Source organism: Actinospica sp., assembly GCF_035552695.1.
GTDB lineage: Bacteria > Actinomycetota > Actinomycetes > Streptomycetales > Catenulisporaceae > Actinospica.
The window spans coordinates 1-14397 of record NZ_DASZKT010000251.1 but is presented as its reverse complement, the minus strand read 5'-3'; the positions used below and the strand labels follow the sequence as shown (position 1 = coordinate 14397).

At 68.8% G+C, this 14397-nt stretch carries 13 protein-coding genes and 1 pseudogene; 8 read left to right on the top strand and 6 right to left on the bottom strand.

Features of this window, described 5'->3' with window-relative positions:
• The 3 genes from VG296_RS28425 to manD form a co-directional block, all read right to left on the bottom strand.
• The coding region (locus tag VG296_RS28425; protein WP_325571295.1) for an MFS transporter at positions 1–524 on the bottom strand (524 nt) is incomplete at its 3' end.
• Between the two features lie 67 nt (positions 525–591).
• Positions 592–1092, bottom strand: coding sequence for a gluconokinase (locus tag VG296_RS28420; protein WP_325571299.1), 501 nt, complete (start codon positions 1090–1092; stop codon positions 592–594).
• A 35-nt stretch (positions 1093–1127) separates the two neighbouring features.
• Complete coding sequence (manD, locus tag VG296_RS28415; protein WP_325571293.1) at positions 1128–2354, bottom strand: D-mannonate dehydratase ManD; 1227 nt, start codon at positions 2352–2354, stop codon at positions 1128–1130.
• A 218-nt stretch (positions 2355–2572) separates the two neighbouring features.
• On the opposite strand from manD, the gene VG296_RS28410 reads away from it, so the two are divergent.
• From VG296_RS28410 to VG296_RS28400, 3 genes are all read left to right on the top strand, one after another.
• The gene (locus VG296_RS28410; protein WP_325571291.1) at positions 2573–3547 is read left to right on the top strand and encodes an alpha/beta hydrolase; all 975 of its coding nucleotides are present in this window, start codon (positions 2573–2575) and stop codon (positions 3545–3547) included.
• 9 nt (positions 3548–3556) lie between these two features.
• On the top strand, positions 3557–4792 hold the full coding sequence (locus VG296_RS28405) for an AGE family epimerase/isomerase (RefSeq protein ID WP_325571289.1): 1236 nt from the start codon (positions 3557–3559) through the stop codon (positions 4790–4792).
• 84 nt (positions 4793–4876) lie between these two features.
• On the top strand, positions 4877–5587 hold the full coding sequence (locus VG296_RS28400) for a FadR/GntR family transcriptional regulator (RefSeq protein WP_325571287.1): 711 nt from the start codon (positions 4877–4879) through the stop codon (positions 5585–5587).
• Between the two features lie 376 nt (positions 5588–5963).
• On the opposite strand, the gene VG296_RS28395 is transcribed toward VG296_RS28400, so the two are convergent.
• Both VG296_RS28395 and VG296_RS28390 read right to left on the bottom strand, forming a co-directional pair.
• Positions 5964–8357 (bottom strand): lysylphosphatidylglycerol synthase transmembrane domain-containing protein, encoded by a 2394-nt coding sequence (locus tag VG296_RS28395; protein WP_325571297.1) that lies wholly within the window; start codon positions 8355–8357, stop codon positions 5964–5966.
• 551 nt (positions 8358–8908) lie between these two features.
• Positions 8909–9313: a DUF5655 domain-containing protein gene (locus tag VG296_RS28390; protein ID WP_325571282.1), complete on the bottom strand. Its 405-nt coding sequence runs from the start codon at positions 9311–9313 to the stop codon at positions 8909–8911.
• Positions 9314–9412: 99 nt separating this feature from the next.
• On the opposite strand from VG296_RS28390, the gene VG296_RS28385 reads away from it, so the two are divergent.
• From VG296_RS28385 to VG296_RS33045, 4 genes and pseudogenes are all read left to right on the top strand, one after another.
• A complete protein-coding gene (locus VG296_RS28385; protein WP_325571280.1) occupies positions 9413–9622 on the top strand; it encodes a hypothetical protein in 210 nt (69 codons plus the stop codon).
• 110 nt (positions 9623–9732) lie between these two features.
• A complete protein-coding gene (locus tag VG296_RS28380) occupies positions 9733–10242 on the top strand; it encodes a MarR family winged helix-turn-helix transcriptional regulator (protein WP_325571278.1) in 510 nt (169 codons plus the stop codon).
• Positions 10235–11848, top strand: coding sequence for an MDR family MFS transporter (locus tag VG296_RS28375; RefSeq protein WP_325571276.1), 1614 nt, complete (start codon positions 10235–10237; stop codon positions 11846–11848). Before VG296_RS28380 ends, VG296_RS28375 begins: the two co-directional genes overlap by 8 nt.
• A 169-nt stretch (positions 11849–12017) precedes the next feature.
• A pseudogene (locus VG296_RS33045) lies at positions 12018–12166 on the top strand (integrase catalytic region); the annotation flags it as partial.
• 509 nt (positions 12167–12675) lie between these two features.
• Here the strand turns inward: VG296_RS33045 and VG296_RS28370 are convergent.
• Positions 12676–13329 (bottom strand): peroxiredoxin-like family protein, encoded by a 654-nt coding sequence (locus VG296_RS28370; protein WP_325571274.1) that lies wholly within the window; start codon positions 13327–13329, stop codon positions 12676–12678.
• A 115-nt stretch (positions 13330–13444) separates the two neighbouring features.
• Here VG296_RS28370 and VG296_RS28365 point away from each other — a divergent pair, with 115 nt between their 5' ends.
• Entirely contained in the window at positions 13445–14059 is a 615-nt protein-coding gene (locus tag VG296_RS28365; RefSeq protein ID WP_325571272.1) for a TetR/AcrR family transcriptional regulator, read from the top strand.
• The last annotated feature ends 338 nt before the right edge of the window (positions 14060–14397 follow it).

Here is a 14397-nt window from a genome sequence, read left to right as displayed (position 1 = left end):
GCGATGGCGGACAGGCCGAAGCCGGTGCCGAGCACGGCGACGCAGATCGGGATCCAGCGGCGTGGCATCAGGTCGCGTACCAGGCCGTATTCGACGGCGGCGATGCCCGTGGCGAGGGCGCCGATGCCGCGGCCGGTCAGGAACAGGGCCCAGTTGTCGGTCAGCGCGCAGAGCAGCGTTCCGCCGATGAAGAACACGGTGGCGAGGGCGACCACGCGCTTTTTGCCCCACACGTCGCCGAGCTTGCCGACGAGCGCGACGGTGGCCCCGCCGACGACGCCCACGATGGTGCCCACCCACGTGATGGCGGCGCCGGCTTGCGGGAAGCCGGTGGCGATCTTCGGGATCGCTACGCCGATCATCAGGTTCTGCAGGGGGATGATCTCGGAGATCGCGACAAGGGCGATCAAGACGAAGACGAGGCGGCCGGTGGAGGCGCCGTCGAGGCGGCCCGCGTCCTCGGCGTAATCACGGCTGCTCAGATCGTCGGCTTGCGGCGCGGGTGGAATGGTCTGCTCGGTCACGGTGCACCTCTTCGTTGGGGTGGCGGGGGCTGGTTACTGGAAAGCGGTGTTCGCGGGTGGCGGGGCGTTAGCGGCCGGTGCCGCGCGGCCTCGGCTCCGGCACGCCGATCACCGCGGACAGCGCGCGGGTCAGCAGGACGGGTTCGGGGTCCTCGCCGTCGAGGCGTATGACGTCGGTTTCGCCTGGTGACGGCGTCTCCAAGGTTGTGTACTGGTCCTCGACGAGGGAGGCGGGCATGAAGTGCCCGTTTCGGCCGGCCACGCGTGCGCGGGCCGTGGACGGTGCGATCTCGAGATGGACGAAGAGCAGCGGGCCCGCGTGCCGCAACTGGTCGCGGTAGCTTCCCTTCAGGGCGGAGCAGGCGACGATTCCGCGGGGCGTCGCGGCCAGCCAGGCCGCGATGTTCTCGAGCCAGGGGATGCGGTCGGCGTCGGCCAGGGGTCGGCCGAGCGCCATCTTCGCCACGTTGCCGGGACTGTGAAAGCTGTCGCCGTCGCGGAACTCGCGCCCGAGGTGACGTGCGAGCGCGGCCGCGATGGTCGACTTGCCGCTGCCGGCCACGCCCATCACCACAGCTGCGCGATCGTAGGAAGTGAACGGCCTCACCAGTCGTGCACCGTCCCGTCGAGCGCGAGCCGGTTGACCGGCAGGTACGCCGCCCGGTAGGGGTGAGCGGCGGCGGCCTCGAGATCCATCTCGACGCCGAGGCCGGGCCGGTCTCCCGGGTGCAGCAGGCCGTCTTCGAACCGGTAGCCGGTCTGGAATACGGTCAGTGTCTCGGGGCTGTGGCGCATGTACTCCTGGATCCCGAAGTTGTGGATCGCAAGGCCCAGATGCAGCGCCGCGGCCTGCCCGATGGGGGAGACGTCGGTGGGGCCGTGCATGCCGGACTTGATCTGGTACATCGCGGCGAAGTCGAGCAGCTTGCGCATCGCGGTGATGCCGCCGGTGTGCGTGACCGCGGAACGGACGTAATCGATCAGGTGCTCGCTGATCAGGGTCTGGTAGTCCCAGACGGTGTTGAATATCTCGCCGATCGCCAGCGGGGTCGTGGTGTGTTGGCGCACCAGGCGCAGGCCGTCCTGGTTCTCGGCCGGAGTGGCGTCCTCGAGCCAGAACAGGTCGTAGGGTTCGAGGCTCTTGCCGAGTCGCGCGGCCTGGATCGGGGTCATCCGGTGGTGGCCGTCGTGCAGCAGCGGCAGCTCGGGCCCGTACTTGGCCCGGACGGCTTCGAACACGCTCGGCACGTGGCGCAGGTAGGCGCGGGTGTCCCAGTGTTCTTCGGTAGGGCGGGCGGCGGCGCGGGCCGGTTCGTAGTCGTAGCGCGCCCCGCCCCCACCGCTCGCCACGCCGTAGATCTGGCCGAGTCCCGGTACGCCGGTCTGGACGCGCACGGCCCGGTACCCGGCCTCGAGGTGCTCGTCGATCGAGTCGAACAGCGCCGGAAGCTCGGCTCCGCTCGCGTGCCCGTAGGCGAGCAGCCCTCGCCGACTCGCGCCGCCGAGCAGCTGGTAGAGGGGCATCTCGGCGTACTTCGCCTTGATGTCCCACAACGCCACGTCCACCCCGGCGATCGCGGCCATCGTCACCGGCCCGCGCCGCCAGTAGCCGCCGCGATAGAGGTACTGCCAGGTGTCTTCTATCGCGCCCGCGTCCCGGCCGATCAGGATCGGGTTCACGTGCTCGCGCAGATAGCTCGCCACGGCGAGCTCGCGGCCGTTGAGCGTCGCGTCGCCCCAGCCCACCACCCCGTCCTCGGTCTCCAGACGCAGACTCACGAAGTTGCGGCCCGGACAGGTGACGACGACTTCAGCGGATGTGATCTTCACAGGCGACTCTCCGAACGCAGGACCGACGGCCTGCACAAGCGATAGGATGTTTCATTGGCCGATGTTAAAGGCGGGATGTTTGGTCGTCAAGGCCTGCGCATAGGCTCGTTCCCAGCCTGGCGCCCTACCCGTTGGACTCCTTGACGCCGATCAAGCGCCGCCATACCATCCCACCATTACTAGAGATCATTCTTTGATCCCATCTTTCTGGAGTGGCTATGGAGCTAGCGGCGCCGGTGCGCGCACTGCTGGAGCGTTACCAGTCGATGGCCGGGGGCGGCCTGAACCTCGATGATCCGGACGTTCTGGCGATGATTCGGACCATCGCGATTCAGAAGGACCTGGACCTCTCGGACGGCCCCGTCGACGGTGTCGAGATCAGCGACGTCGTGATCGACGAGGTACCGGTCCGCCTGTATCGGCCCCCGGCAGGCGGTGGCCTTCCGTTGCACGTCTACTTCCACGGCGGCGGCTTCATCCTCGGATCCGCGCTGACAGGCGAGCTGGACGGCCTCCTTTCGCGCCGTGCGCTCGATGCCGGGTGCCTGGTCGCATCCGTCGAGTACCGGTTGGCTCCGGAGCATCGGTTCCCCGCCGGAGTCAACGACTGCTACGCCGCCTTCACCGGGCTTCTCGCCGACGCCGAGCGCTACGGCATCGCCCGCGAGGTCGTCACCGTGGGCGGGGGGTCCGCCGGCGGCAACCTGGCCGCGGTGGTGGCGCTGATGGCGCGCGACGTGAGCGGGCCCCGGATCGCCCTGCAGCTGATCGAAATCGCGGGCCTCGACCTCACCGACTCATCCCGGGCGTGGCGCAATCCCGGCCTCGGACACGACTCGACCCGCGAGGCGGACGTCGCGTGGAACGATCGGCACATCTCCTCGCCCGCAGAGCGCGTCCACCCGTACGTCTCCCCGTTCTTCGCGCCGAACCTGGAAGGTGTCGCCCCGGCGTTCGTCATCAACGCGGAGTTCGACCCGCGCCGTGACGAGTGCGAGGCCTACGTCGCCCGCCTGCGCGACGCCGGCGTCCACGCCGTCAGCCGCACCATGGCGGGCCACATCCACGGATCATCGGTGCTGCCGGACTGGCAACCTGCCCGGGATTGGCGTGCTGAGGCGAACGCCGTCCTCGCGTCGGCCCACCAAGCCGCCCTCGCCGGGCGACCCGTCGAGCTTCCCGCCGCGGCCTGAGGCAGTGTCATGACGCAGCTGCCCAGGCCGGGGAGCCCGCCCTATTTGAGGGTCGAGGGGGAGCGCCTGCTGGCCTTCGCGCGCAATGCCCGCCTGCCGGGCTGGGGCTTCGGCTGGCTCGACTCGTACGGCTCGCCGCTTGCGGACGACACGGTCCACACCTACATCACCGCCCGCATGACCCATGTGTTCTCGCTCGCCACTCTGCAGGGGCACGCGTGGGCGGCGCAGTACGCGGACCACGGCATCGCAGCGCTCACCGGCCCGCTGCACGATGACGAGTACGGTGGCTGGCACACCGCCACTGACCGTGCTGGCCGACCGTTGGCGGACGAGAAAGCCGCCTACCCGCACATGTTCGTGATCCTGGCCGCGGCCAGCGCGACCATCGCCGGGCGGCCCGGAGCCGCCGAACTGCTCGCACGCGCGCTGGAAGTCGTCGAGCGGCGGTTCCGGGAACCGGAGTCCGGACTGCTGCGCGAAAGATGGGACCGCACTTGGCGCTCACTCGACGGGTACCGCGGCGGTAACAGCAACATGCACGCCATAGAGGCACTGCTCGCCGCGAGCGACGCGACCGGCGACCAGGCACCGGCCGACCAAGCCCTCCAGATCGCCGACCACCTCGTGAACTCCGTCGCACGGCACGCACAGTGGCGCGTCGTCGAGCACTTCGACGAGGACTGGTCCCCGGCGTGGCGCTACCACGAGGAACGCCCGGCCGACCCCTTCCGGCCGTTCGGCGCCACGGTCGGCCACGGCATCGAGTGGTCGCGCCTCCTGATCCACCTGCGCGCAGCCGAAGCCGACGCGGACTGGCTGCTCCCGGCAGCCCGTGAGCTGTTCGCACGCGCCGACCGCGACGGCTGGAACGCCGACGGGCACGAGGGGTTCGTCTACACGGTGGACTGGGCCGGAGCCCCCGTGGTGGCCGCACGCCTGCACTGGGCGCTCGCGGAGGCGGTGGGGGCGGCAGCCGTGATGCACCGCGTCACCGGCGACGAGCAATACCGGCTGCGCTATGACGAATGGTGGCAGTGGGCGGAGGATCACCTCATCGACCGCGACGCCGGCAGTTGGCACCACGAACTGGACGTCGCGGGGCGCCCGGCCGCGACCGTGAAGATAGGAAAGGCCGACGTCTACCACGCGTTCCAGGCGACGCTGCTGCCGAAACTGCCCTTGGCGCCGTCGCTCGCGGCTGCCGTACTCAGGGCGGGTCGCGCGGCTACGCGATCGGAGTGAGCAGCGGCACGGCCGGTAGGATGTCTGACAGGGCTTGGACGTGACAGAGGACTTCGGGCGCCGCGCGCGCAGGTGGAGGCATTGATGGGCGTTCAGACGCTGGGCCAGGAGGTGGCCGAGCGGCTTCGCCGAGACCTGGCCGAAGGGACCTTCCAGCCAGGACAGAAACTGCCGCCGGAGCGGGAGTTGATGCTGCGCTACTCGGTCGGGCGCAACACCGTCCGCGAGGCGGTGCGCGGGCTCGTGGCGCTCGGGATGCTCGAGGTCAAGGCCGGCTCCGGCACGACCGTCTCCCGCCTCGACGGCCGCACAGCCCTGGCGCACACGGTGGCCGAGCGGCCCATGGACGAAGCGGCGCTGGAGGACCTGGTCGAATTCCGCATCCTACTCGAGGGCCAGGCGGCACAATTGGCCGCCGAGCGGGCAACGCCCGAAGACCTCGACCGGATCCGCGAGCGGCTGGCTGCCTACCAGAACGCGGTCCGACGACACGAGGCCGTCTACGAGCACGACGTCGCCTTCCACCGCGCCGTCTCCGAGGCCACCCACAACCGGCTGTTCCTGGACGTGATCGACACGAGCTCGCAACTGTTCCAAGGAGCGATGCGAGCCGCCGACCACGCGCCCGAGGACCTCCTCAAGGCGGCCGAGGAACACGCGATGGTCGCCCACCACGTACTGATGGGCGACGGCGAGGCCGCCGGACGGGCCATGCGCGCGCACATCCTCGCCGGCAACGGACGCCGGCTCAAGGGCATCGGCGGGCGGGCGCTCGAGCAGGAACGGATTGAGTAGTCGGAAGGGCCCGCCGCCCATGTCACAGCGGGGTTGGTCGCCGACCCGTGCGGGCATGAGCCTGCGTCAGATAGCCTGCCGCACAGCACAACCCTTTACTGCGTAAATCCTCCAGGGGCTTGTCCCCGCTGAGTGGACACTGGTTGTTATGCAGCTCCGCTAGGGTAGCGGATCGGTGTTCGTAGTCGATGGGGCTGCGGTGGCCGAGGAACGTGCCGGCGCGACCGCGTCGGTGCGGAACTCAGCGGAGTATCGGTAGGTCCCCAACGAGGGCTCCTGTCCTATGGATCTTCACGATCCAATGATCAGGGTGTCCACGTTCAAGGGCCAACCCCCTACCGACCGAGGAAGATCCCTTGTCACAGGACACCAGCGCTCACACGGCGCGCCGATGACGCAGGCGGCCGAGGGCTGCGTAGCCAGGAACTGCCGGCAGGTATGTGGTGAGCAGTCGGTATACGAGGACGGCGACCACGGCGGTGGGCTTGGCGACGCCCGCGAGCGCGAGCGCCCCGCCGAGGCCGAGCTCGACCGCGCCCATGCCCGCCGGGGTCGGGCTGGCTGAGCTCACCGCCTGAACGGTCAGGTACATCAGTGCGACGGTCGGATAGCTCGGAATCGCATGGCCGCCGAGCGCGTGAATGCAGCTCCACAGGCACAGGGCGTTGAGCAGCGAGATGGACAGCGTGCCGCCGAGCGCGAGTGCGAGCTTGCGCGGGTTCTGCGCGACATCGAGCAGGCGGGGTAGTGAGCCTTCGAAGAAGGGTACGAGGCGGCGCTTGGCGAGCCGGCGCAGCGGGGCGACGGTCAGCGTGGTCATCGCGAGGACGGCGATGGCCAGCAGGATCGCAATCATCGTGGTGGACGCTTCGTCGTGGGTGGCGCCGCCGCTCGCGAAGAAACCGAAGGTGGCGATGAGCGCGATATGGATGATGAACGCCACGGCCTGCCCGGCGCCGACCGCGCTGAGGGCCGGTCCGGTCGGGATGCCGCGCCGCTGCAGGAAGCGGACGTTGAGCGCGACGCCGCCGACCGCTGCGGGCGTGAACAGCGCGACGAAGCTCGAGGCGAGTTGCACCATCAGGTTCTGCGCTTTCGGCAGATTCTCCGGGATGAAGCCGGCCAGTTGCATCGCCGCCGCCACGTAGGTCAACGCTGCGGTCGCGGCCGCGATCAGCAGCCACCAGGGGGAGGCGGCGGCCATCAGTTGCCAGGGGCTGTGTCCGCTCGCGTTGCCGGCCGATGCGATCTCCAGCATCAGCACGTAGACGGCGAAGCAGCCGGCGGAGACGGTCAGGATCGTTCTGGGCTTGAGGCGTTCGAGTTTGACTGGTTCTGTCGTGGGGGCCTGCGGGTGGATCTCGAGGATCTGCTCTCGCAGGCGTCGCAGGAGATGCTTGGATTTGCGCGCCGCGAGGCGGGTGCCGCGGGTGAGCAGGACAGGCTGCAGGAACGGTAGCGCCGCGCCGATGCGGTCCTCGCCGATAATGTCGGCGCCGATGCGTACGGTGCGTTCGGGCCCGGCTTTGAGGGCGAGGGCCGCCATGGTTGCGGCGATGTCGAGCAGGTGCTGGAGTTCGTCGGCGGCGATCTCGCCGTTGCGTAGTTCGGTCAGCCAGATCTGGCCGTGCTCGTCGGCGAGGATCGAGTCAAGGGCGAGCCTGCGGTGGGCGATCTGGTGGCGGCCGAGTTCGCGGACGATGTTCCAGACGCCTTCGATGAGCTCGTCGGTGAACTCTTCGTCGGCCAGTCTGTCCAAGGAACGGGCCGGGACGTGCTCGTAGGCGAGCAGCGCCGAGTCGGCGGACGGTTCGCGGACGGCGAGGAGTTTGGGTGTGCTGATCCCGGCGTCCGCGAGCGCGTACGAGAGCAGGGCTTCGTGCTCGACGGTGCGCCGCAGCGAGAACGGATTGCGCTGTTGGGCCGGTCCGCGCAGCCGGATGTGGCGGTAGATGCGGTAGATCAGGCCGACGGCTTGGCGGTCGCGGTCCAGGACGGCAACCTCGAGGCGGCGATCGTCGGCGCAACGTACCTCGTAGCGGCGCGTGGCTTTGTGCTCGCCCTTCCGGTGGCAGGAGACCGGGGCAAGGCCCGCACGGCCGAGTTCGGCCAGGACGATCTGAATGCCGGGCCGTTCGTTGGCGACCCCACGGGCGTATCGCCACCCGAAGCCGATGCCGCGGCCGAGGAGGAACGTGACGATCAGTCCGACCAGTGCACTGTCACCGCTTATCAGCGTGGCGGTGAAGTACACGGCGACGCAGACCCAGGTGAAGGTGCGCAGGCTCGGCCGGTCGTTGAAGCCGAGGGCGGTGAGGAATGCGATGACCGTGACCAGGTAGATATGCAGCGGCGGGGTCGTGCCCGACCCGAGATGGCGGGTCAGTTCGCTCAGCAGCCAGCCGGGCGCGTAGCTCGAGGTGATCCACACATTGAGGACGCTGGTGATGCCGCAGCCGACCGCAGCGGCGATGACGGCGTTGGCCACATGTTTACCGTCGCCGCGCACGAGCCGTTCGATCGCGAGTCCGACGGGGATGGCGACGGTGGCCGCGTTCGTCAGGACCGTGATCGCACCGAGTATGAAGGCGGGCGCGAACTCGACGCCGTTGTGCACGTCGGATTCCAGTCCGCTGCTGGTGTGCGCGCCGATCCCGCCGAGCGCGATCGTGGCCATGATCATCAGGGACTCGAACAGCACACGGATCAGGTCCGGCCCCCGCCGTATCCGCCCCGCCACGTCCGGCTCGTCCAGCACGCTCGTCGCCATCACGCCGTTGATCGTATCGGCGGCCCATGCGGGGACAACCGGGCATCGAGGTCGAAGACACCACCAAGGTAACCGCAGCGGCAACCGGCCTCACCGGCGAGACGGGTGCTATGGCGTGGCCGCCGGTGCGCCCGGCGGAACGAACGGCGGGCGCATCCGCCGATGGATCGAGAGCCGAAGAAGACGACAGATCACTGAGAATCCAGAGGCGACAAGCCTGTGAGAAACGCTCGGCCGCCACAGGCCACGGCGCCGAACGACCCCCCAGATGCAAGATTCGGCACTTTGACAGATGTGCCGTGACCTGCAGGTATCGCAGCAGGCGCGTACTGCCTTCGGGCGGTTGACCTGCGAAGCTGCGTCCTGATGCCTTGAGCTTGCGTTGGTTGCAGCGGAGGTGAGGTGGCGCCCCATCGCTCGGCGTCTGTGCTGTGGCAGACGGACCGCTTGATCGTTCGTAGTCGTCACGAACCACGATGATCAGCGGTGGCCGCCCCCTTTGCCGGGCCCCGCAAGACCCTGACTCACACGGGGCGCCCGCCGCGGCAGAATCACGAGCCTCGGCTGGGATCACTGGCCCCGTCGCCCTGCAGATGCGCACCCGCGCCGACCTGGTATGCCTCTCGAAGCCAGCCGGCGAAGCAGTCGTCGAACTGGTCGAGCGAGTCGATGCGGAAGTGGTGGACGTACAGGCGCTTGGTGTACGGGGCGGACCGGGTGATCCTCGGATCCTCCACCCGCCGTTGAAGGTCCAGGTACCCACCCAGGGCGCGATCGGTCAGCTTGACCCCGGCGAAGCCGCGACGCGCACCCTTCAACGAGATTGCGGTCTTTGCCACCGCGAAGGTGAACGGGCCACACGCCGTGGCCATCTCGATGAACCGGTCATACAGGGCCACGACCCAAGGCGGCCTGCCCAGCAGATGCCGCTCAACAGTCCATTCGCCCTCGTCCATGCAGCCAAGCCTAGCCACGACCCCGGCCGTCGATCAGATCTGGCGCGGGGCGATGAGCATCCGGTAGGGCCGAGGCACGACCAACTCGCCGCCGCCGACATGGACGCCTTCGAGTTCACCGCCGCGCACACCGCGGTGATCCTCGCCGCCATCGGCTCCGGCCGCCCCGAGCGTTACGCGCACTGGCGCGAGAAGTGCCAGGTCGAACACGCCCAACTACTCGACGCCGGGGTCCTACTGCCAGTCCCCGGCGACCCGGACCAGGTCGAGGTCCACCCCGACGTCCTCTACAGCCTCAGCGGCCCCTGAGCGGGGGACACGAAGTTGAAGGAGCCCAGGACAAGAAGTCGAAGGACAACACCAGATACGCTCCGTTCCGGACCATATACTTGCCGCAGGCAACTTGTTATGTTATGCGTATGGCGCCTGTCCGGGACGACGCACCGCCCGACACCGCTACGCTGCGGCCCGAGGACCCGATCGACGAGCTCGAGTCGGCCCTGCAGGCGCTGTTCCGTCGGCTCAAACAGGCCCGGCTGCACGAATACCTGTTGCGCCGGGCCGGGGTCGAGCTCGACCGGGCCGGGGGCGCGCTCCTGTACGCGCTCTACGAGGAGCCCTCCAGCCTGCGGATCACCGAGCTGGCCGAGCGCCTGCACGTGGACATCCCGGCGGTCAGCCGCAAAGCGCGTCAGCTCGAACGCGCGGGCCTGATCGAGCGCGGCCCCGACCAGGCCGACGGCCGGGCGATCCGGCTGCACCTGACCCCGGCGGGGCGCGGCAGGACCGAGGCGATCCTCGCCGCCCGTCGGGCCTGGCTGGAAGCGGTGCTGATCGACTGGCCCGAGGCCGACCGGGCCGAGCTCGCCCACCTGCTGAGCCGCTTCGCCGGCGCGGTCGGCCGGGAGTTGGAGGAATCCGATGGCTGAGCACCCCGACCTCGAGGATCAGGCGGTCGCGGACGAGGCGGGCCGGGCGGAGCACCGCAGGATATTGATTATCCTCGGGGCGCTGATGCTCGGCATGTTCCTCGCCGCCCTCGACCAGACGATCGTGGCGACCGCGCTGCCGACGATCGCCGGCGACCTGCACGGTCTGAACCACCTGTCGTGGGTCGTGACCGCGTACCTGCTCACCTCGACCATCTCAACCCCGCTGTGGGGCAAGCTCGGCGACCTGTACGGCCGCAAGAAGCTCTTCCAGGCCGCGATCGTGATCTTCCTGGCCGGCTCGGTGCTGTCCGGGCTCTCCCAGGACATGCTGGAGCTCATCGCGTTCCGCGCCGTACAGGGCGTCGGCGCCGGCGGCCTGATGGTCGGCGCCCAGGCGATCATCGGCGACGTGGTCAGCCCGCGCCAGCGCGGCCGGTACATGGGCTACTTCGGCGCGGTCTTCGGCGCCTCGAGCGTGATCGGACCGCTGGCCGGCGGGTTCTTCACCCAGCACCTGAGCTGGCGGTGGGTGTTCTACATCAACCTGCCGATCGGCATCGTCGCACTCGCGGTGATCGCCGCGGTGCTCCACTTGCCGGTCACCCGCACCCGGCACGCCATCGACTTCCTCGGCGCGAGCCTGCTCGGCGGCGCGGTCACCGCCGTGATCCTGGTGACGACCTGGGGCGGCACCACCTACCCGTGGACCTCCCCGACTATCCTCGCCCTCGAAGCGGTCGCGGCCGTGCTCATCGGAATGTTCGTCTGGGCCGAGCGGGGGGCGGCCGAACCGATCATCCCGTTGAACCTGTTTAGGATCTCGGTGTTCTCAGTGTCGAACGCGATCGGATTCCTGATCGGGTTCGTGATGTTCGGCGTGATCATCTATATCCCGCTCTACCTCCAGACGGTGCACGGCGCGAGCCCGACCAGCTCCGGACTCCAACTGCTGCCGCTGATCCTCGGCATGCTGTGCACCTTCATCATCAGCGGCCGGCTCGTGACGAAGCAGGGCAGGTACAAGCTCTTCCCGATCCTCGGAACCGCCGTGATGACCGTCGGAATCTACCTGCTGTCCCTGATGACGCCCTCGACCGGCCTCCCGTTGTCCTCGTTCTACATGTTCGTCGTCGGGGCCGGCATCGGCCTGGTGATGCAGGTCCTCGTGGTCGCGGTGCAAAACGCGGTCCCGCGCAGCCAACTGGGCACCGCCACCTCCTCGGCGACGTTCTTCCGAACGATCGGCGGCTCGTTCGGTGTCGCCGTCCTCGGCGCGATCTTCAACAGCCGACTGGCCGACAACCTGCCGAAATACCTCCCGGCCTCCGCGCTGGGCGAGGTGCACGGCAGCAACATCACGGCCAGCCCGGCCCAGCTCGACGCGCTACCGCCCGCGGTGCGCCACGGCTTCGTGCTCGCCTTCAACGACTCGCTACACGCCGTCTTCCTGGTCGGCGTCCCGATCTCGCTGGCCGCGTTCGTGCTCACCTGGTTCATCAAAGAACTGCCGCTGCGTGACCGGGCTTACGTCGTCGACGACGCGGGCCGCGCTCCAGACACACGTGAGGCGATCGAAGGGACGATGTCGCCCGGCGGCCGATAGCGCCCACTCGCCATCAGTGTTCGACGTTTCCCTCCGGTCGAAGCGGCGCGTCCACGCCTACGACGTCAGCTCAGCGCCGTCCGCCAGTACCCTGTAGGGGCTCCTTACCGGCGGAGCTCCTGTGACCTGGGTTGATGTGTGGGGCTCGAAGCGGCGAGGATGGTGGGCCGTGTCGCCTCGACTGCCCTATCTGGTCTTCACTCGCGTTCTCGCGTGGCTCGCGCTGCTCACCGGTCGCGGGCTGCGCTGAACGCCGAGATCCTCGTTTTGCGACACGAGGTGGCGGTGCTGCGCGGAGCGAACCCGATGCCGAGGCTCGACTGACCGGGCACTCGAACCCGACGGAGATCGGCGAGTTCGAGTGCCCGGTCGCTATCGCACGCGGCCGGCGGGAGCACCGTCGCAGGGATGAATCAGGCCTCGGCGATCTCGCGGGTCCGGGACTCGCGCGAAGATACTCGACCAGGGCGCTCGGGTGCGGACAAGCTCGCTCATGGGACACGCTGCGCACGCGGGTACGGCTGCTCCAGGGTCCAGAGGTCTAGTCACCTGAAGGATCGTCAGCAGCCGTGCCCCTACGCGACTGCGGCCCGTCAAGCCCGAACGGCCAGGGATGGAACGGATACAGCGTCAGCTACCCAGCGACGACGCCGCCTTGCGAAAGCCGCCCGCCCGCCAGGCGGCGGTGGAAACTGGTGAGCTATACGAGCAGTCCGCCTTCCCAGGCCAGTTTCACTCCGTGCTTCCTCGCCTGCCCGACGGACTGGTCGGGCGACTGCTCATCGAGCGCGTCCCGGCCCGTCGGCACCTCCTCGACGATCGGCGGTTCAGAGCTCGCTGAGCGCGGTCAGGATGTCGGCGACCTCGGTGCGGGCGGTGTAGTCGGGTTGGATGTCGACGAAGCGCACGGTTCGGCCTTGGTCGAGGACCAGCACGGTGGGGCGGGGGAGGTGGACGGAGCCTTCGGCGTTGACCTTGGTCAGATCGAGGCCGAGTTCGCGCTGGGCGGCGAGGACGTCGTCGGCTTGGCGGAAGACGATGCCGAGGCCGCGGGCCACGCGGCTGCCGGGGTCCGACAGCACGGTGAAGGCCAACTCCGCCTTCTCGGCGGTGGAGAGCGATTCGTCGGGGGTCTGGGGGCTGATGGCCACGAGCCGGGCCCCGAAGACGTCGAGCTCGGGGAGCAGTTCCCGCTGGTACGTACGCAGCGCCAGGTTGCAGTAGGGGCACCAGCCTCCCCGGTAGAACACGATCACGGCGGGGCCCGCCTCGACGAGCTCAGCAAGGCTGACGTGGTTGCCGGCGGCGTCGTCGAGGGTGAACGGCTCCACCCGCTCTCCCGCCTTGACCGCTTCGACGGGTACTCCCAGCTCGAGCAGGTCTTCGACGCTGCGGTCGAACACCGCGAGCACCTCGCCGGGCAGTCGAGCGGCCGAGGCGGCCTTGATCTGGTCGGACTGTTCGCGGATGGTGGCAGACATCGGTTCTCCATGCGTGGGTGGATCAGCGGAACATTGAGTGGACTGTGCAGTCCAGTTCTACCCTGGCGGGCGGGCGGGTGGACTGTCAAGTCCAGTCGATGGGATGATCGAGCACATGGGAGTGCAGCCGAGAACCGAGCGGGGACGCCGGACCCGCGAGCGGATCGTGGCCGCCGCGACGCAGGTCGTCGCGGACAAGGGGGCGCTCGGGGCGAGCCTGGACGAGGTCGGCGAACGTGCCCTCGCCTCGCGCAGCCAGCTGTACCACTACTTCGACGACAAATCCGACCTGCTGCGCGCGGTGGCCGAGTCGACGAACGACGCGGTCCTCGGCGCCCAAGAAGATCTCTTCGCGGGGCTCGGTACCTGGACGGGGCTGGTGCGTTGGGCCGACGCCCTCGTGGCCGTCCAAGAGGAACGGGGTGGGGTGGGAGGTTGTCCGATCGCCAACCTCGTGTGTCAACTCGGCGAACGTGACGACGAGATCCGCGCAGCCCTGGCGGATGGCTTCGACCGCTGGGAGCACAGCATTCGGGCCGGCCTCGCTGCCATGGTCGCCTCCGGCGAGCTTCGAGCTGACTGCGACACAGAGTTACTCGCAGCCTCAACCCTTGCCAGTCTCCAAGGCGGGCTGGTCCTGTCTCAGGCCCGCCGCGAGCCCCTGCCGCTGCGCCGCGCCCTCGACGGCGCACTCGGACTCATCGCGTCCTGCCGCACGACGACGGCCTGACCCGAGGGCTGAGTGCAGCCGCCGCTCGTTGTAAGCGTTGATCGGGTTCTCGATGTCTCGGCGGGCGTTGGCTCGGTTGGGCCACGGGGTGACACCGATCTCCGCCTTGATGGTGGCGAAGAGTTACTCTGCCGCGGCGCTGTCGAGCCAGGATCCGGTCCGGCTGGTGCTTTGCCGGATCACCAGGCGCCGCAGCGCGTTGCGGTAGAGCTTCGAATGGTATTGCGATCACTGTCGGTATGCGTGATCGTGTTGCCCGCGACCAGCCCGGTTCAGTGTGCCATGCTGATCGACTCGACCGCGAGGTTCGCCCGCATGTGCGGCGCGATCGCATACCC